Source organism: Scytonema sp. PRP1 (assembly GCF_036697665.2).
In the GTDB taxonomy this organism is placed as follows: Bacteria; Cyanobacteriota; Cyanobacteriia; order Cyanobacteriales; family Nostocaceae; genus Kalymmatonema; species Kalymmatonema gypsitolerans.
In genome coordinates this window covers 25,095-43,606 of sequence record NZ_JBAHYJ020000006.1, presented here as the reverse complement: position 1 = coordinate 43,606, position 18,512 = coordinate 25,095, and the positions used below count along the sequence as shown (strand labels likewise).

The following is an 18,512-nucleotide window of genomic DNA, read 5'->3' as shown; positions in this document are numbered from 1 at the left end:
CAGCAGGTCCTGTGGTGATTCACACAGGTGGCGGCGAACATCTAGCACAACTGATTCGAGAAGGATACGTGCAAGCGCTTTTGGGTGGAAATGCGATCGCCGTCCATGACATCGAGCAAGCAATGATGGGGACTTCCCTCGGTGTGGACATGAAGCGCGGCGTAGCTGTACGCGGTGGACACCGCCATCACCTAAAAGTGATTAATACTATGCGTCGTTATGGTAGCATTGCCAAAGCTGTTGAAGCTGGCATCATTAAAAGTGGCGTAATGTATGAGTGCGTCAGCAACGGTGTACCTTTCTGTCTTGCTGGCTCAATTCGGGACGATGGTCCTTTACCCGATACCGAGATGGATTTGATCAAAGCACAAACCGAATACGCCAGACTGCTCAAAGGCGCGGACATGATTTTGATGCTGTCCAGTATGTTGCACTCAATTGGCGTCGGGAATATGACTCCGGCGGGAGTGAAGATGGTTTGTGTGGATATCAATCCAGCTGTGGTGACTAAGTTAAGCGACAGGGGTTCAATAGAATCAGTTGGTGTGGTAACAGATGTGGGGTTATTTTTGAGTCTGTTGATGCAGCAATTGCAGAAGTTGACAAGCCCTTATATTGGTAAACTAGTTTAGGGATTTCCAAAAAATAAATTATCCCCTAACAGTGGGGTGGGCATCCTGCCCGCCCAGTTAATAGGACGCGCTAGAAGCCCCTAAGTTTAAGAAAGTAGGGTGGTGCCCACTTTATGTTTAAAATAACGAACCGCCAAGACGAGCCAGCGCCGTGCTCTGGTTCCCAGAGTTGAGGCGACTGGCGTGCCAAGAACGCAGAGTAAAGAAAGGGAGAGAAGATGGAAGGAGTAGTTTTCAAAAGACAGCTACAAATTCGTTGGGTAGGTCGAATCACTGACTTCTTATTAGCAGGGATGGTCGTTGGACCGCTAGCTGCTCCTTTTTTAGCTGCATCGGGGTTACCATTGTTACCTCTAATTGCAAAAATTATTTATTTTATGGGCGCTCATGTATGCCCACAGCCCGATATGGGGGTAGCTTTGGTGCCACCGTATATCATGGCTGTGTGTATGCGTTGCTACGGTACAGTCGCTGGGTTGTTGATAACGCGTGTATTGTATGGAGTGACAGGTGGTAAAGGTTTTTACTGGTTAAGTCAGTATGGTTGGAGTGGTGTGGCGATCGCCACTGTATTGATGATGGCTTATCCAGTGGAATTAGCCGCAGAGGTTTTGGGTTGGTGGAGTTTTAATAATCAGGTTGTGACACTTTTTGGGTTGATCACAGGTTTGGCATGGGGTTTGTTTACTATGCCGATATTGCATGAAAATGGGCGCTCGCGAAGCGTTGCTGCTTTCAGCAAATCGCCATATCGTCAGGAATTTGGTGCGTAACACGCACGCGATAGCCTGCTACAAAGTAAATTCTATTGACGCTCTCCTGACTTCTAGTTAGGAGAGCGTCAAACTTATGGAATTTAGCCTATGAGATTTAAAGAGTAGTTGGATGATGGAGAAGCAATTTCCCACTTGACATCTGGGACTTGGGTGAGGAAGACTCCCTGGTCTGGGTTATAGGTGGTGCCATTCATCTGCCAAATGGCATTTTCTCCCGTGCTATAGTTGCGCCAAAGGATGTCAACATTACCATCTTTATTAAAGTCTTCTAAACCTGCAATTTCCCAGTTTTGATCTGGAACTTGGGTCAAAAAGACTCCCTGGTCTGGGTTATAGGTGGTGCCGTTCATCTTCCAAATCGCATTCTCACCAGTCCGAGAGTTGCGCCAGAGGATGTCAACATTGCTATCTTTATCAAAGTCTGCTGTACCTTGAATTTCCCAGTTTTGATCTGGAACTTGGGTGAGCAAGACTCCCCGGTCTGGGGTATAGGTGGTGCCATCCATCTGCCAAATCGCATTCTCACCAGTCCGAGAGTTGCGCCAGAGGATGTCAACATCGCCATCTTTATTAAAGTCTGCCAGACCTTCAACTTGCCAATTGACATCATCAACTTTGGGTAGGAAAACTCCCCGGTCTGGGTTATAGGTGGTGCCATCCATCTGCCAAATGGCATTCTCTCCCGTGCTATAGTTGCGCCACAGGATGTCAACATTACCATCTTTATTAAAGTCTGCTACACCCTCAATTTCCCAGTTTTGATCTGGGACTTGGGTGAGGAAAACTCCCCGGTCTGGGTTATAGGTGGTGCCATCCATCTGCCAAATGGCATTCTCTCCAGTACGATAGTTGCGCCAGAGAATGTCAAGATTACCATCTTTATTAAAGTCTGCCTGACCTTCGATTTCCCAGTTGACATCATCAACTTTGGTTAGGAAAACTCCCTGATTTGCGTTATTTGGGTCATAATAAGGAGAACTGCTGTTTAATGTCCAAATGGCATTCTCTCCAGTACGATAGTTCCGCCACAGGATATCTGGGCTACCGTCACGATTGAAATCAGACTTAGAAGAATTCAAGGTTACGGTAACGTTACCAGTAACTTGTAAAGTCGGGTCGCCTTGTAAGCCACCGTACTCTACAATGTAACCCTGAGGCTGATAGTTTCCACCTAGCACAACATCCCCAAGGTCATTCCATTTACCTATTTGAGAGTTACCTTGGAGATCTGTAATGTTGGGAGTGCCAATGATGTGGGCATAGTCTTCCCCAAGGTTACCATCGTTTGGCTCACCTGATGCCCAGTTGCTATATTGATCTGGAACTGTACTACCAGTCGCATTTGCACTCCAAAAGGCAGTTCCAGCCTCTGGTCCTGTTACCCAACGCCAGTCCCCTTCAGTCGCAGCATCGCTACCTCCTATCCAGCCGTTTCCTTGGACTTTGCCTTGGATGAAGTTTTGTTCTGTACCAGAGGTGATGGTTGCTAGGTAACCTTGGAGTCCAAAGTAGTTACGTGTTCCAGCCAGACCCTGAGCAATCCCCCAACTAATACCTGGATCCTGGACAAACTCGTAGAAGTGCTTGTTTTCTGGATTTGCTAGGTTAGTACCTAGGGCGAATTCAATGCCACGCGCTGCTGCAGAGGGGGTGTTATTGGTATTGCTGTAGGTGACTTGGCGCAGCACATTCTGGTAAACCTCGTTGGTAGCCTGACCAGTTATCCTCAAAACTCCTGTTGCCGTGTCGTAGTTCCAGGTCAAAGCTTGGATAGTGCCACTGGTACCAGTTTGGTCGGCAACACTAAGGCGGTCTTCATTCGCATTGAAGTTAGAGGTGATGACCACTGATGCACCATTTAGGTTGGCATTACTGGGGTCAGAAGAATTGGGGTCAGAAGAAATACTTAAATTGGGGGCAATAGCTCTGGGATTAGCGCCAGTCGTGTAGTTAGTTGTCCCAGAAACGGTAAGAATCTGCACCATGGCTCATCCTTTGTTAGGAAAAAGTGTTTGAGGAAAGATTGGAGATGAACTGCACAACTGTGCAGAACATTTATGTTGTAGATGCTACTAAAATAATAACTATACTTACCATATTTTTGTAGAAAAAAATACTCGCATGAGTCAAACGAGGCTATTCTGAGATGAAATGCTGTATCACTAATTACCTGCAGCAGAAACGAAACAACAGCCAGTATAGTGTCAAAAATGACTCATTACCGCACCCTGTGTTATTTTGCCCATAAATGGTCACAGAATTCTGATTAAAAAATTAATTTAATAAAAAATTAATAATCTTCTTTGTAGAATGAAGGACAAAGTATGTTGTAGGAAATGATAGGAAAAGTGTGAAATATGAACTATTCCTCATTTTTCTGACTTTATTAAAGTTACAAATATTTAGCTGACGAATCAGCGGACGCTACGGAACCATTCAACAATTCCATCAGCTATGACTCTTGCTAGCTTCTTCTGTTCTTGAGGATTTGTCACCCACTCAAATTCATTCGGATTGCTCATAAAACCCAGCTCCAGCAATACTGATGGCGCACTCGCTGGACGTGTAAGCGCTAAGTTATCCCAAAATACGCCGTAGGATGGTCGTCCTAATTTGCTAACTATGTAATTGTGCATAAAAACTGCTAAGCTGTGAGCCTGGGGCTGATACCAAAACGTTCCCACTCCTTTGGTGTTTTCGGCATCACCTTCATCGGGTAGGGAGTTGTAATGTATAGAAAAGGCGATCGCTGGTTCTTCTTGATCAATTCTCGCCACGCGATCAGGAAGCGACACTTCCGTATCATTCTCCCGTGTCATGACCACTGTCGCCCCTCGCCTCACCAACTCATCGCGCACCAACTTTGACACCACGAGATTGACATCTTTTTCCGGATACCCTGTTGGTCCTAATGCACCAGATTCTTTACCCCCATGTCCTGGGTCGAGTAAAATTTTGATACCAGATAACGGCTTTTGTCTTTTGAATAACCCCGTTGTTTCCCGCCTGCTTGCAGACGAGTTCAAGGGTGAGTCACGTAAAGCCAAAATCAAACTCGTTCCGTCGTATCTCAGCTTATACCCCCACTGTTGAGGCTTTTTCAGCTGAAAAGTGTATTGCACTGCTCCCTGTCCCCCTGCTGTAGCGGGGGGATCGTTGCCAATCTAGGCGAGAAATCAGAGGGTTGTCATTTAAGCGAATAATATCTGTTTGGGCAGTGGTATTATAAAGGGTGAGAGTAAAAGTCTGGTCATTCTGCTGCACACTCACAGGAACCGGAACTTGCAGCGGGAAAACCATTTCCGTCACACCCGGGAGTTTCCGATATCCAACACTGCGGATAATAGTCTGTGGGGGAATTCCTCCTGGCAAAGTACGAGTTTCCTTACTATTGATCCAAGCGCCATAGTCCAAACGCAACCACTCACCTTCTCGTCCTGTGACTGCTGCCCGTGTGCCTTTAGGTAGAGGCGTGAGTCTAGAATAATCTGTACTAGGACCAGTGCGAGCAACACCAGAATCTGCTGTCACCTCCACAACTTCCAACTGTGCAGGTGAGAGGATGGTGATTTTTCCAGTTCCTGGCTGAGTTATCGTTTTGCCATCTAGCGTGAGTTGAAACTGGGGTTGTCCCAAATTGGCAGATGTTTCGACTGTCGTACACCCCTCATACTTGCTTGCGCTAGACTGGGCAGAAGGTTGATTTTGCCCTGTTAAGGCGGCAGAATTTGCCGGGAGTTGTGCTTGTTGTGGTTGGCGCGCCAGGGAAACAGTCTGATTTGCCAGCTTTACGGAAACATTAGCATTCGGTTGAGCGATCGCCCTAAAACAGATCCGTTCCCCCGGAAGTTTAGCAATGTCCACTGCTGGTGTGAGAGAATCTTTGGCAAAGGCTAACCCCTGTGGCACTTCCGGTTGAGTGGAAACCCTTGTCACCTTAAGAAGGACTTCTTGATTTTCGTAGCGGACAGTAAAGACGTTTTCTCCCACCTGCAAGGGAAAACTCGGGGCAAAATGACCAGACTTGCTGCGCTTTACTGGCTTACCATTGATGAGAACCTCTCCACTTGATGGTGCTGTGCCAATAAAGAAAATTTTCTTTGCACTTGTCTGGGAATTTGCCCGAGGATAAACAACTTTGAGGGATTGCTCTTGAGCCAAAACTAACGAGGGTGTGGTTATAAAGCTTAATATTACTAATCCTAAAAGTGGTCTCACGTCAAAATAGAAGAATAATTTACAAAAAAGTTGGGAGTGGGGAAGTCGTAAGTAGTTAGTAGTTATTACAACATTCAACACTTATTGACAACTAACAACCAACATCCGTCATTACCCAATAACAATTACTGTGGCACAATGACGGGTGTATTTTTAGAAGTTGCACAAAGTTAAAAATAATATGACTAAGTTTGTATTTGTTACTGGCGGAGTTGTTTCTAGTATCGGTAAGGGAATTGTAGCAGCAAGTCTGGGGCGATTGCTCAAGTCAAGAGATTATTCTGTGTCAATTCTCAAACTCGATCCTTATATTAATGTTGATCCAGGGACGATGAGCCCCTTTCAGCATGGCGAAGTCTTTGTGACTCAAGATGGTGCTGAGACAGACTTGGATTTGGGGCATTACGAACGTTTTACGGATACCTCCATGTCGCGTTTAAACAGCGTGACGACTGGTTCAATTTACCAAGCCGTAATTAATAAAGAGCGTCGTGGCGATTATAACGGCGGCACAGTACAGGTGATTCCGCACATTACAAATGAAATAAAAGAGCGGATTATCAGAGTTGCTAAAGATACTAATCCAGATGTTGTCATTACAGAAATAGGCGGTACGGTAGGTGATATTGAATCGCTGCCGTTTTTGGAAGCAATTCGCCAATTCCGTAAGGATGTAGGGCGGCAAAATGTGCTGTATATGCACGTAACACTAGTTCCGTGGATTGCTTCAGCGGGTGAGATGAAAACTAAGCCAACGCAACACTCAGTCAAAGAACTCAGATCGATTGGCATTCAACCAGATATCTTAATTTGTCGATGCGAACGTCCCCTAGCAACAGGGATAAAACAAAAATTATCAGAATTCTGTGATGTTCCTGTAGAATGCGTCATTTTATCGCAAGATGCTAAAAGCATTTATGAAGTCCCGCTGATTCTGGAACGAGAAGGACTGGCGCAGCAAACGCTAGAGTTGCTGAACATGGAACAACGTCAACCAAATTTGGCGCAGTGGCAAACTTTGGTGGAAAAATTGTACAGTCCCACTCATCGATTGGAAATTGCGATTGTGGGTAAGTATGTGCGTTTGTCCGATGCCTATCTTTCAGTCGTAGAAGCACTGCGCCATGCAGCAATTGCTATGAGTTGCGAACTGCACCTACGTTGGGTAAATTCAGAAACATTGGAAACCGAAGGAGTCGAAACTTATCTTGAAGGTGTGGATGGTATCGTTGTCCCAGGAGGTTTTGGCGTCCGGGGAGTCGATGGCAAAATTGCCGCAATTAAATACGCACGAAATTGCCAAATCCCCTTCTTAGGTTTGTGCTTGGGAATGCAATGTTCAGTGATTGAATGGGCAAGGGACATAGCTGGATTAACAGATGCTAATAGCGCGGAATTTGACCCCCATACCGAAAATCCAGTTATTAACCTGTTGCCAGAACAGCAGGATATAGTTGATTTAGGCGGAACAATGCGTTTAGGTTTATATCCTTGTCGCTTGCTTCCCAATACATTGGCTTTCAAACTCTATCAGGAAGAAGTGGTTTATGAACGCCATCGACATCGCTATGAGTTCAACAACGCCTACCGCAATATATTTGTAGATTCTGGTTATGTGATTAGTGGGACTTCTCCCGACGGACGCTTAGTGGAAATAATTGAATTTCCCAACCACCCCTTCTTTATTTCTTGCCAATTTCACCCAGAATTTCAATCAAGTCCCAGCATCCCTCATCCTCTATTTAAGGGTTTCATCCAAGCTGCGATCGCGCAAAGAGGACTGCCAGAGGCGATCGCTCATTCTAATCCTTCCTCTGTTACACAAACACCAGCACAAGTCTCTTAATTAATCATCAGTCATGAGTCTTTGGTTTGAGTACCAAAGATTCATGACACAACTCAAAATCTTTTACGGGTGTAGCGCTGAAATTTGCTGCTGTGAAACTTGTGAATTGAGGGATTTTTGTGGTCTACTGGGTGAAAATTCACTATGAGAGAAATGAATATGTAGTCAATTTTGAACGGGTTACGGCTTTTTGTCATGAACGGAACGGCAGGGTTACTTTTTGGTTGCCAGATTGTGCTATCCCGATAGTAGTTAATTCCCAAAACAACTTAGAAGACTATCAAAAAATTCTGGATTATATACAGCATGTTACGGGGTTAGGGTTTGAGAAATCCTATTGGGTGAAAATTCTTTACGAAAGGAATGAATATATTATTAACCTCGACAGCATTAGTTCTTTTTGTCATGAACCAAGCAACGGCAGGATTACTTTTTGGTTGCCAAATAGTACTCTTCCCATCATTATCAACCCTGTGAGTAATCCAGATTCTTATCAAAAAGTTTTGGAATACATTCAGAACACAACCGGGTATCTTTTATAAGAATATTCCAAAAAATCTAGCATTGGTTTCCAGGACGGATGCCAATTCCATGCCACAAGAAAAAGTTGGATATTTTTTTATTTGCCCTAAGTCAAAAATTAGGAGTTAACAAACGATGAATTCACCAAGGCGCTTTAAAACGCTAAGTACCTGATGAAATTCAGATTCACGTTCAATTGATAACGCATCAGAACGTGCATAGCGAGGTTGTTCTTGCTGAATAAGTTTGACAAAAACAAATTCTCTGCCATTAAGAATTAAACCAAAAGTTGGCTGTGTATCATCTAGATTATTCAGCATATAAGTAAGTGCTTGGGGCAGTGCTGCTATGACATCGAATTTACTGCTTTTAGATTCAATGACAAGAACCCAAAGCCGATTTTGTATGACTAGGACATCAATGTTTCCTTTAACAACAACACCTTCATCTTCAGCAGAAATTTCGATAGAAGTCTCAGTTTGAATATCAAAAGGCGGTTGATAAAATCCTGCTAAATCTAGTAAAGGAGACAGGACAACCATCTTCACTGTCTCTTCGGACATTGGACGGCGTTTGTTCAAGTTTAAATAGTTGCTTTTCGCTCTGTCGAGAGCCTGTTTTTCCGCATCAGTTAGTGTTGGTAAATTCTCTGTCCATTCTGGAAAAAAATCAGCCTCTGTCGCCTGTTGTAAAGCAAATTTTTCTTCTAATTCGTAAAGACTGATGTCTCTAGCTTGAATGATTTGAACCATACGCCTAAGCCCCTACTTTGGAAAAAGCTAACTTCGCGGCACCTGCTATCCCCGCAAAGTTTCCCAATTCTGCTGGCAATATTTGTAAACCAAGACGTGAAGTAGGCAGAACTCTCTGCTCAATTTCTGCTTTAACAAATGGTATAAAAAACTCAGCACTGCCACTTACGCCGCCACCAATCACAACTGCTTGCGGCGTTAGCACGTAAATCAAACTGGTCAATCCAATTCCCAAATCTTTACCATATTCTTGCCAAAATGTCAACGCTTGGGCATCTCCGGCTTTTGCCAGAACGCCGAGTTCTGCTGGTTCCTTGCCTGTACGGCGACGAATTGCGGTGACTGATACATACTGTTCCAAAGAGCCTTGATTGCCACTATTACACCTTGGACCATCTGGCTTGAGGGTAATCAATCCCAGCTCACCGGCTGCGCCATTTGGACCAGTAAAGAGTTCGCCATCTAAGATAATTGCGCCACCGACACCAGTTCCCAAAGTCAGCAGAATCAGATTCTGAAAGCGGCGACCTGCTCCCAGCCAAGCTTCCCCTAGCCCTGCGCAGTTGGCATCGTTACCGACAATCGTAGGTTTGCCTGTTTTTGCTTCTAAAGCATCGGCTAAAGGCACATCATACCATCCTGGCAAGTTAATGGCAATTTTCGCAATGCGTCCTTGAGCATCTGCAGGTCCGGGAGTGCCAACACCAATGGCAATGCAATTTCTCTCAAAGTCAATTTGGGCGATCGCATCTACCATTTTTGCCACAACCGCCTCTGGTGTCGCTGGTTGCGGCGTTGCCACAGTTAACGATTGTAAACAAGTGCCATCTGCGGTAAAACGCCCCAGCTTAATTGCTGTTCCACCCAAGTCAATACCAATTACTTGAGAATTCCCCACTTTCAAACCCCTCACAGATTTGGCAACAGAATAAGTAGATTTCTGGCAAAAATCCCGTTTATGGCGAATTGGAACCGCAGATGGACTCCTGCGTGCGTTGGACGGGTTCCCCGGCTTGTTCAAAGCAGCATCTCCGGAGGAGATAGCACCTGTTGTGCAGATAAACACTGCCAAATTTGCTACTTCATTTTTTACCAGTTCCGCTACCAAAAAATTCTACATTCTCAGAGTCATTTGGTGCTGGTCGTAAAGCAGCGACAGTCAGGGGATGAAAACTAGGCTGACTCTGTAAAGATGCTACTGGGGAACCTCTTAAGATGCCAGTCAGGGCGACGGAAAGCATAAAGCCACCAGCAGCAGCAGCAATTAAAGAAATATTATCTTTCACACAGATCTCTCAATGATAAGTACAACAGATATTAGAGTAGCAAACAGATAATGGTTGTTATTTCTCATTTGTCCAACCACAAATGAAAATAGACTCAATGACTAATGATTATTAACAAATAACTCTTGACTATTTCCGGATGTCTTTGCGTAAACGGGGATTAATAAATTCATTTAACCCCTCACCGAGTAGCGACAGCCCCACAACCATGATTGTCATCGCTAATCCCGGGAAAAAGGCAGTCCACCAAACACCAACAGGTAGTGCTTGCAAAGCTTGTTGTAAATCGCGTCCCCATTCTGGCGTTTCTCTTGGAAGCCCTAAGCCCAAAAAACCCAAACTCCCCAGAATCAAAATCGCATCAGCGGCGTTGAGGGTAAAAAGGACGGGTACGCTTTGAATGACATTGAAAAATAAGTACCGAGAAAGAACTTGCCAAGTGTTAGCACCCATTGCTTGTGCTGCTTCGATGAACACTTCTGTTTTAACGCTAACAGTGTGGTTCCGGACAACACGGTAATATTGTGGAACATAAGCAATGCTGATGGCAAGAGCGGCATTTAATATTCCACGTCCAACTATAAATGCCAGCGTTACCGAAAGCAGCAACCCTGGTAGGGTGTAGATACTATCCATAACAAATAGTAATGCTTTATCTAATCTACCGCCTAGGTAGCCACTTATCATGCCCAAAGGCACACCAATAAACATACTGAGCGTTGTAGCTAATAAAACCACTTGCAAGGCAGCTTGAGCGCCAAATACTGTGCGCGAAAATACATCATAGCCTTCGCGACTGGTGCCAAACCAATGTTGGAGTGAGGGTGGTTCTTGAATGGGGTTAGTCAAGGAATCTAGGGGGTTTTGCAGCCAACCGAAAGCCTGGAGTAAGGGGGCGCACAAAGCCAGGAAGATGAAAAACAAAGTTATCGTTAACCCAATCAACATCAGTCGTTGAGAAAGGGTGGGGTTTTTAGCAAACCGTAAAAATCGAATTGGGGGACTTTTTGTGATGGTCATAAATACAAGAAGCCGTAAGGAGTTGCAAGCTGGTAACTACAGATGACCATTTTACCTATCAGGTTGTTTCGTGCGATTGCCGAAGGCACTGCGCTCCGCGCAATCGCCTTTGGCAGTGGGCAAAGCTCAATCGCCGTAAGTCCGGAGGAGGCTTGTGCCAAGCGCGTAAGCTCCCACCGGGTGAAGGCACAAAGGAGCGTCTTTTGCTACTGAGAAGGCGGGTGTTGCACCATCTTTGCAAAGACACAAAGCCGATAACGGCTACAATGTTTACGTGTTGCATTATAAATAAGTGACATCTCCGGGCGATCGCCATTTTGTGGTACACCGACGGCTTCTAAACCTCAAGATTTAGATTTCCTGCTTCTTTGGGAGAACCTAGTAGCATCCTTGCCCTTACTACCTTGGTTTAAATTCTTGGCTTTAGTTAAAAAGACTTATAAATATTTGTAACAATATTTAACAGGGCAATAATATCATTTAAAGTAGTCAGAAGCCAGCACCTAACCCTGGAAAGTGACAGTGCTGGCTTTGGCTCCTAATTATCAAAGGAGATAATTTCATTATGGCTTACCAAGAGCGCCTCAAACCCTGGGCAGTTGTTCATTCACTGTCCTCCTCACAAAAGGTAGTCGTCAGCCGCCACCGGAGTCGCATTGATGCAGAAGGATACCTTCAGTTATTGCGTGAGCAAAAGCCCAATAGTAAACATGAAGTCGTTTTCGAGATGGTAGAAGGCAATGGGTGTTAAGCTTGTCATTTGCTGACGTTCGGGGTAAAGGTAAAGAGCGAAGCGAGTATTGGCAGAGAACATAGGGTGCATGAACGTAGTGCAACACAAATGACATCTTGCACTAGCCCGCAACAGCCAGAAATTAAAATCTCTGGTTAACAACAATCCTCACGCATAGAACTCGGTCAAATTTTGCAGTCCATTTGAACAGACTTGTTGAGCGCAGTCCCTACCCATAACGCAAGTTTGGGTAGGGTAAGCGAAACGCCAGGTCATGATAAAATAAAGTAGGTACGGCAAAACGAAATATTCGTGGAGGCACGACCAATTTTATTTTTTAGGGTAAAGAGCAATCATAGAAATTACGCTTTTTACTAGAGTGTTCGAGGGCAAAAGTTCCCACGACACGCTGCGGACGCCAGCTTTTCTGGTAACGCTGTGTAATTTTCGGATTGCATAGCGCATGAATCCCCAACTATAAGCAAAGCTTTAGTTGGGGTGCGTTCAATAGACTTGTTGCAAAAGTCATTTATCGACAAGGTAAAGTAGTCAGAACTGCAAGAGCTAGGAACTTGAGCGATGAGCGAGGACACTTGCATGCTGAGGTTACTTGGGAACGCAAGCAAAGTGTCCTCCTCTGCACTCAAGTGCAGCGTAGACGAGGACTTACAAATTGCTTTCAATCAATTGGCGATACTCGCTCTTTTGCTTGACGCCTTTGAGTTCCTTCAACAGATCCTTATCCTTGAAAAACTGAACTGTGGGTGTTCCTGTGACACCAGCATTTTCGGCGATGTCGCGGTCTTTATCGATGTCAATTTCGACAAAGTGGATTTTGCCGTCAAATTCATCCACCACTTTATTTAATATCGGCTTGAGGGTATGGCAAGGACCGCAGCCAGGAGAGACGTATTTGACGATAAGGAGGCGATCGCTATCATGGAACAGCTTCCGCAAAGCATAACCCCCGTAATGGCGGGTTGTATTCAAATCAAATTCCGCAGCTTCCTGTTCCTCAGTTTTCTTCTCGGCTGGGTGTTCTAGTTCATTATCTGGAGTTTCCGCTTTTTGATGGAATTCCTGAATCAAACCCGTGGAAGACAACCAGCGTTCTGCTAACATCGCCGCCGCACAACCACTACCTGCAGCGGTAATTGCCTGACGGTACTCATGATCTTGGACGTCGCCTGCGGCAAAAACACCTTCTAAGCTTGTTTCTGGAGAACCAGGCTTGGTGACAACGTAACCCACGTCATCCAGTTCCAGTTGTCCCTTGAATAAAGATGTATTGGGATTGTGACCAATGGCGTAGAATAATCCCTTAACGTGGAGTTTGCTCTCTTCGCCAGTTTTGGTATTGCGGATTTTTATCCCTTCCATGTGGTTGTCGTTCCCAAAGACATCCAGTGGTTCTGTGTTCCAGTTAACTGTAATTTTGGGGTTACTCAAAACGCGGTCTTGCATCGCTTTAGAAGCCCGCATCTTCTCAGAACGCACCAGCAAATTCACCTTAGAACCGTATTTGGTCAGGTAAATTGCTTCTTCCGCCGCCGAGTCGCCGCCACCCACCACAGCTAATTCCGCGCCGTGGAAAATAGGCGTAGCACCGTCGCAAATAGCACAAGCAGAAATTCCTCGGCTCCAGAATTGATGTTCACTGTCTAAACCCAAGCGCTTTGCTGTCGCACCCGTGGCGATGATAACGCTATTAGTTTTAAATTCCCGTTCCTCAGAGCGAACTGTAAAAGGACGCTGAGTTAAATCAACTTCAATAACATCTTCTGTATATAACTCAGCTCCCCAGCGTTCCGCTTGAGCCTTCATCAAATCCATCAGTTCTGGTCCGGTAATTCCTTCGGGAAACCCAGGAAAGTTCTCCACTTCAGTCGTTGTCATCAACTGACCACCTGGTAAGCCCCCGGCTTGGAAACCCTCAAAGACAACGGGTTTGAGGTTAGCTCGTCCTGCGTAGATAGCAGCCGTGTACCCTGCTGGACCAGAACCTATAATCACTACGTTTTCTACTGTCGCGTTAGTCATGATTATTTATATAAACTCATAACGACTACGACTTAGTATAGCAAATTATTTCCGAGCTTGGGAAGGACAGAGTCGTTTCATTCAGGTGCCAATCTGCCAGAACATTTATTCTCTGTTTCCGATGTTGACAAAAATATGATTATGTGTATCAGTTTGTTTAATTTCCTTCCTTCTTTAATTAAAGTGTAAGCAAAATCAACTTATGCACTTTTGAGATAGAAATGGGAAATTTTCGGTGAATCTCCGCTCTTGCACCCTTCGGGTTCCCCAGTCCCCTACGGCGGGAAACCCGCCTGCAGGGCTGGACTCACCATTCTCAACAAGAGCCTCTGGCTCTAATATCTCGTTACCAGGTTGAACCTGGTAACGAGGGTTTGGAGGCTGAGCCTCCTCACTGTTGCAACTCTTGCAACTCACGTGAATCTGACTATGACGCTTCTCGTTTGGATGCAGTACAGATTTATCTGTGTCCATCTGTGGTTTTTATTTCTTGATGTATTGCACTCAACTCCCGAACCACTATATTGCCATTCTCACTTGCATAAAATACATACACACCGTAGGGGCTTTCGTCTAGCCCATTGGTGTCAATTTAACGTTCAGACCTTTACCCCACGTTGATTTGACCCCACCCCGCCAAAGCTACGCTTTTGCTCCCCTCCCCGCTTGCGGGGAGGGGTTGGGGGTGGGGTAAAGCCAACGTGGAATAAAGGTTTAAACGTGGTTGTTGACACGCATGGGCATTTCTCAGCCCCTACAAACAACCTGTATTGCAACCAGTTGAAAACTGCTATGAAGGCACAACAACTTATCAGCCGTTCTACAACACTTGGACAAAGCTAGACAAAGTTAAACTTTGTTAGACACTGCCCGGATTGCTTCCTGTTTCATCCTGGAGATGTCGGCATCAAACCAGTCCACAGGCTTAAATTCGGATAGAACTTATCCTATGTGTAAATTATTTTTGACATTGAAAGATGAGAAACTTCGCTACTTTACTCCGTTATTTTCAGTCCTATTAAGGTTTCTGGATTTCTCAACCGCCTTGCTACAGGTAGGACTACTCTTAAAAGTTTTGTACAGGGTCTCAAGCCTTAATTTTTTTCGCTTGGTTCTCGCGTTAACACGCATTGTAGCATTTTGTTAGACATATATGGTTATTAATGTCTAGCTTTGTCCAATAATTAAGTTATAGTTCTCAGCCCTTGTCTTATTAACAAGGAAAAATTTTTACTAAGGTGATATGAAAACAAAGTGAAGTGGGTAAGTTACATTTAGAACTCTTTAACTCATCACCACCTCCTAGTAAATACGTATGAAAACTCAACTAAAAGCTAAATTTCTGCGATATATTCTTAATAAAAAGCAGGAAGAGCAGGGTTTCACACTTATTGAACTGTTAGTAGTCATTATTATTATTGGTATTCTTTCTGCTATTGCTTTGCCCTCTTTCCTCAATCAAGCGAATAAAGCCAAGCAGACTGAAGGTAAAACCTATGTGGGTTCCATGAACCGGGCACAGCAAACTTATTACTTGGAAAATGGTAGATTTGCAAGTAGCACTGAATTTAATAACTTAGGTCTTGGTATCGCAACAACGACTACAAATTACAACTACGCAATTCTTGCCGCCACAGGTGCTAGTGGTGTCACCAACCAAGCACGACCACGAACTGATGGCATCAAAGCCTATATTGGTGGCGTGAAACTGGGAAATGTAAATGCGACAAATGAAGCAACGACCGTAGCCGTATTGTGTGAAGCTAAATTAGGCAAAGACACCAATAATACCAATGCCGCAACAGGCGAAGAATCTGCCGAGTTCGGCACACCCTCTGGTAGCGGAACTTCTCCTAGCTGCCCCGCAACCTACGATAACCTATCTAACAGATAACCTATCTAACAGATAACCTATCTAACAACACACCTACGCCATCACTGTCGGTTCAGACTTCCTCTCCTGCGGCAACAAGCACCCGTTAGTTTCGTCTCAGTCATGAATCATTGTCCAGAGTTGTCAACATTTTGATTCCCAACCCCGTTAAGTCAAAGAACAATAACTCTGTTGGAAAAGTACTTTGTAGTGAGCGCTTCAGCGCTCATAAGCACTAAAGTGCTTACTACGAACACTAAACAAGTGCAACCTTAACCAACCTAATGACTTCTTTTTAAACTTTTTTAGAATAAAAATAAAATAAATCAAATCAACTTAAATTTCAATTACCCGTCATGCACTAGCCAATTGCAGTAGACAGTATAAAACTTTGTATCTTCGGGTCAATTTCGCTACAGATGAATTTATACCGCTTCTTTGTGTGAAAGTGCCTGAACTTCGCGCATAAATCCATTGGCTCAGATTCCCGATTTCTTAAAGAAGTCGGGAATCTTGTTGTTCACAATTTCGCTACAGATGAATTTATACCGCTTACCAAACATCAGTTACGTATAAAATTTTGCCTTCCTCCTTAAGGACTGTATTCTCTCATAAATTTTGTCTCTGACTGAATAATTAAATTTTTATAAAAATCTTTATTTCCTCTATCTAATATTAGATGTTTGCGATATTGTATATAACATTTAATAGAGTGTGTATAAATCTATTTCACTGCACAATTTGCCTTTGGGCAAGAATCTTCAAAAAAGCTCAGATCATATAAATTTGTTACAACTTGCATAGATTATGGTGGAAAAACAAATAATGTTTTGCATATATCGCTCAAAAGTGTTATTTGTGCAAAAGATAGGACAAGAGTTGTTTGAAATCAGTTTACAATAATGGTTTGTAGCGGCGAAACTTGCCTCGCTTTGTGGGGATTACCGTACAAAACCGAATTTAATGATCACGCAATTGAGTAAGTTATGATATAGTTAAAAAGTTAAGACTTGCTTTGCCAAAGAAAAAGGCTCTACGCGTCGTCAAAAATTCCGGAACGGAAAGCAGTTTTGATCAAGCATTTACTAAACCAAATCTGAATTTAATCGAGGTTATGAGTAAGCAGCAAGTAATTCACCCAATGGTGAAGTTGCAGCGTAATGTGAGTTCACTCGTAGATTCTAATATTATCAAGCCCACTGATAGCATTTGGAAAATCGCTTTGCTGTTCGGAAACGAATGGCAACACTGGAAGCAAGAACTGCTAGACTTTGGGTTTAGCATGCAAGATCCAGTCAGCGAATTGCTAGCTGTGGAAGCTTGGGATGAAGAATAGCAGTAGCAAACAGGTTACAGCTGACAGCTGAAGTGGGAATAGGGGATAGGTAATAGGTTACAGGTTACAGATGAAAGGTTCAAGCTTTTGTGTGTCGCCTCTAGTTTCTACCTTATCCCCTATGCCTTGTCACCTATTCCCTGTTCCCCTATTCCCTAAACTTGGCACGTAGCCAAAGCCTGTGCTAGTTCCTTAGCCGTTTGGTAGCGATCGCGTGCCAGAGGTTCTGTAGCGCGGTCAATCACCTCGCGCAACTGCGGAGTAATAGTGGGAACATTTGCCACTTCAAAGCGGAAACTGCGTCCCCTCTGGCGATAGAACTTAAATGGGCTTTCGCCAGTCAGCAGAAAAATAAGCGTTGGTCCAATGGCATATAAATCGGATTGAGTCAGGGGTTGTCCCCGTTCTTGTTCGGGGCACAATATCCCTCTGCACCAATACGAGTTCCAGGTGCCGTGCCAATCTCCTTCACCGCCCCAAAATCCAGCATCACTATGCGATTATTAGAATTTCGCACCATGAGGTTAGCGGGTTTAATATCGCGGTGGATCAGTGGCGGTTCTTTGCTATGGAGATAGTCCAAAATATCGCAGGTTTGAATCATCCAATTAATCGCTAAATTTGGCGTAACTGGTCCTTTTGAATAAATAAGTTTTTCTAAATCCTGACCGTGGACTAATTCCATCGCCAAATATTTCTTGCCACCTTCAACAAAGAAATCGTAATACTTAGGAATTCCAAGATGGCTAAGGGATTTGAGAGTATTTGCTTCTCGTTCAAATAATTCTTGTGCCTTGGCAATTTTCGCCATATCAGCATTCATCTGCTTTAGCACCAGCAGTTGCGGGTGTCCGGCAATTTTTCCTTGTTTATCCCAAGCGAGATAGGTAGTTCCCATACCTCCCTGTCCCAGAATTTGCAATACCTGATATTGACGAATAGTCTGTATCACCGACAGAGGTTCACCGCAATGAATGCAAAACAAATTGTTAGGTGAATTTCCTTGGTGCGTGCAAGTGTTGGGTGAGGCGACGAAAGGAGAATATTGTGGAGCAGTTTCCTGGTCAATTTGGAATTTCAAGATGGGACCGCCTTGTGCCAGTTGCAGCAGGGAATTATCTGGCAAAAAAGCCTGAGTCACCAAGACGCCGTTGAGAAAAGTGCCATTTATGCCTTGACTCATCACCTGCCAAGAACCGCCATTTTTATCAGAACCGATGTGTTTGAGTTCTAAATGATACCGCGAAACCAAAGTGTCACTTAAAACAACGTCATTATCTGCCGAACGACCAATCCGTATAATGGACTCGTCATCAAAGTGCCACTGCCTAAGAGGTGTTTTTTGTTGCGGTTCTAACAGGGTCAGCGTGACCATAGACGATTTTTGATTAGGGAATAAGGAGATGAGCGTAGACAGCCAAGCGAGTATTGAGAAAGACTAACCATTATTTATTTACTTGCTCATCCTCCTTAAATAA

The 18,512-nt window shown here is 44.2% G+C and carries 14 protein-coding genes and 3 pseudogenes; 7 read left to right on the top strand and 10 right to left on the bottom strand.

From position 1 onward, the window contains the following. Nucleotides 1-632 (top strand): annotated as a pseudogene (gene argE, locus V5G28_RS01055) (bifunctional arginine dihydrolase/ornithine cyclodeaminase); the annotation flags it as partial. Between the two features lie 218 nt (nt 633-850). Then, on the top strand, nt 851-1,405 hold the full coding sequence (locus V5G28_RS01050; protein WP_332989522.1) for a DUF2085 domain-containing protein: 555 nt from the start codon (nt 851-853) through the stop codon (nt 1,403-1,405). A gap of 83 nt (nt 1,406-1,488) precedes the next feature. On the opposite strand, the gene V5G28_RS01045 is transcribed toward V5G28_RS01050, so the two are convergent. Next, nucleotides 1,489-3,393 (bottom strand): FG-GAP-like repeat-containing protein, encoded by a 1,905-nt coding sequence (locus V5G28_RS01045; RefSeq protein WP_332989520.1) that lies wholly within the window; start codon nt 3,391-3,393, stop codon nt 1,489-1,491. A 429-nt stretch (nt 3,394-3,822) separates the two neighbouring features. Beyond that, nucleotides 3,823-5,626, bottom strand: a pseudogene (locus V5G28_RS01040) (N-acetylmuramoyl-L-alanine amidase). Between the two features lie 181 nt (nt 5,627-5,807). On the opposite strand from V5G28_RS01040, the gene V5G28_RS01035 reads away from it, so the two are divergent. Both V5G28_RS01035 and V5G28_RS01030 read left to right on the top strand, forming a co-directional pair. Further along, on the top strand, nt 5,808-7,472 hold the full coding sequence (locus V5G28_RS01035; RefSeq protein ID WP_332989517.1) for a CTP synthase: 1,665 nt from the start codon (nt 5,808-5,810) through the stop codon (nt 7,470-7,472). A gap of 119 nt (nt 7,473-7,591) precedes the next feature. After that, the gene (locus V5G28_RS01030; protein WP_332989515.1) at nt 7,592-8,014 is read left to right on the top strand and encodes a hypothetical protein; all 423 of its coding nucleotides are present in this window, start codon (nt 7,592-7,594) and stop codon (nt 8,012-8,014) included. 105 nt (nt 8,015-8,119) lie between these two features. Here V5G28_RS01030 and V5G28_RS01025 read toward each other — a convergent pair whose 3' ends face one another. The 5 genes from V5G28_RS01025 to V5G28_RS01005 form a co-directional block, all read right to left on the bottom strand. After that, on the bottom strand, nt 8,120-8,746 hold the full coding sequence (locus V5G28_RS01025; RefSeq protein WP_332989513.1) for a type I restriction endonuclease: 627 nt from the start codon (nt 8,744-8,746) through the stop codon (nt 8,120-8,122). A gap of 4 nt (nt 8,747-8,750) precedes the next feature. Then, complete coding sequence (locus V5G28_RS01020; RefSeq protein WP_332989527.1) at nt 8,751-9,644, bottom strand: ROK family protein; 894 nt, start codon at nt 9,642-9,644, stop codon at nt 8,751-8,753. 184 nt (nt 9,645-9,828) lie between these two features. Continuing rightward, nucleotides 9,829-10,032 carry a hypothetical protein gene (locus tag V5G28_RS01015; protein WP_332989511.1) on the bottom strand — a complete coding sequence of 68 codons (204 nt, stop codon included), beginning with the start codon at nt 10,030-10,032 and terminating at the stop codon, nt 9,829-9,831. A gap of 129 nt (nt 10,033-10,161) precedes the next feature. Beyond that, on the bottom strand, nt 10,162-11,052 hold the full coding sequence (locus V5G28_RS01010) for an ABC transporter permease (RefSeq protein WP_332989508.1): 891 nt from the start codon (nt 11,050-11,052) through the stop codon (nt 10,162-10,164). Nucleotides 11,053-11,110: 58 nt separating this feature from the next. Beyond that, complete coding sequence (locus tag V5G28_RS01005) at nt 11,111-11,335, bottom strand: hypothetical protein (RefSeq protein WP_332989506.1); 225 nt, start codon at nt 11,333-11,335, stop codon at nt 11,111-11,113. A 282-nt stretch (nt 11,336-11,617) separates the two neighbouring features. Here V5G28_RS01005 and V5G28_RS01000 point away from each other — a divergent pair, with 282 nt between their 5' ends. Further along, the gene (locus V5G28_RS01000) at nt 11,618-11,803 is read left to right on the top strand and encodes a hypothetical protein (protein ID WP_332989504.1); all 186 of its coding nucleotides are present in this window, start codon (nt 11,618-11,620) and stop codon (nt 11,801-11,803) included. Nucleotides 11,804-12,451: 648 nt separating this feature from the next. Here V5G28_RS01000 and trxB read toward each other — a convergent pair. Both trxB and V5G28_RS00990 read right to left on the bottom strand, forming a co-directional pair. Further along, nucleotides 12,452-13,825 carry a thioredoxin-disulfide reductase gene (trxB, locus tag V5G28_RS00995; protein ID WP_332989502.1) on the bottom strand — a complete coding sequence of 458 codons (1,374 nt, stop codon included), beginning with the start codon at nt 13,823-13,825 and terminating at the stop codon, nt 12,452-12,454. 195 nt (nt 13,826-14,020) lie between these two features. Beyond that, nucleotides 14,021-14,299 carry a hypothetical protein gene (locus V5G28_RS00990; protein WP_332989500.1) on the bottom strand — a complete coding sequence of 93 codons (279 nt, stop codon included), beginning with the start codon at nt 14,297-14,299 and terminating at the stop codon, nt 14,021-14,023. Between the two features lie 841 nt (nt 14,300-15,140). Between V5G28_RS00990 and V5G28_RS00985 the strand changes: the two genes are divergently transcribed. Together V5G28_RS00985 and V5G28_RS00980 are read left to right on the top strand one after the other, a co-directional pair. Further along, nucleotides 15,141-15,719: a type IV pilin-like G/H family protein gene (locus tag V5G28_RS00985; protein WP_332989498.1), complete on the top strand. Its 579-nt coding sequence runs from the start codon at nt 15,141-15,143 to the stop codon at nt 15,717-15,719. Between the two features lie 1,093 nt (nt 15,720-16,812). Then, nucleotides 16,813-17,034, top strand: coding sequence for a DUF4327 family protein (locus tag V5G28_RS00980; protein WP_073633909.1), 222 nt, complete (start codon nt 16,813-16,815; stop codon nt 17,032-17,034). A 155-nt stretch (nt 17,035-17,189) separates the two neighbouring features. Here the strand turns inward: V5G28_RS00980 and V5G28_RS00975 are convergent. After that, a pseudogene (locus V5G28_RS00975) lies at nt 17,190-18,409 on the bottom strand (protein kinase domain-containing protein). Nucleotides 18,410-18,512: the final 103 nt, after the last annotated feature.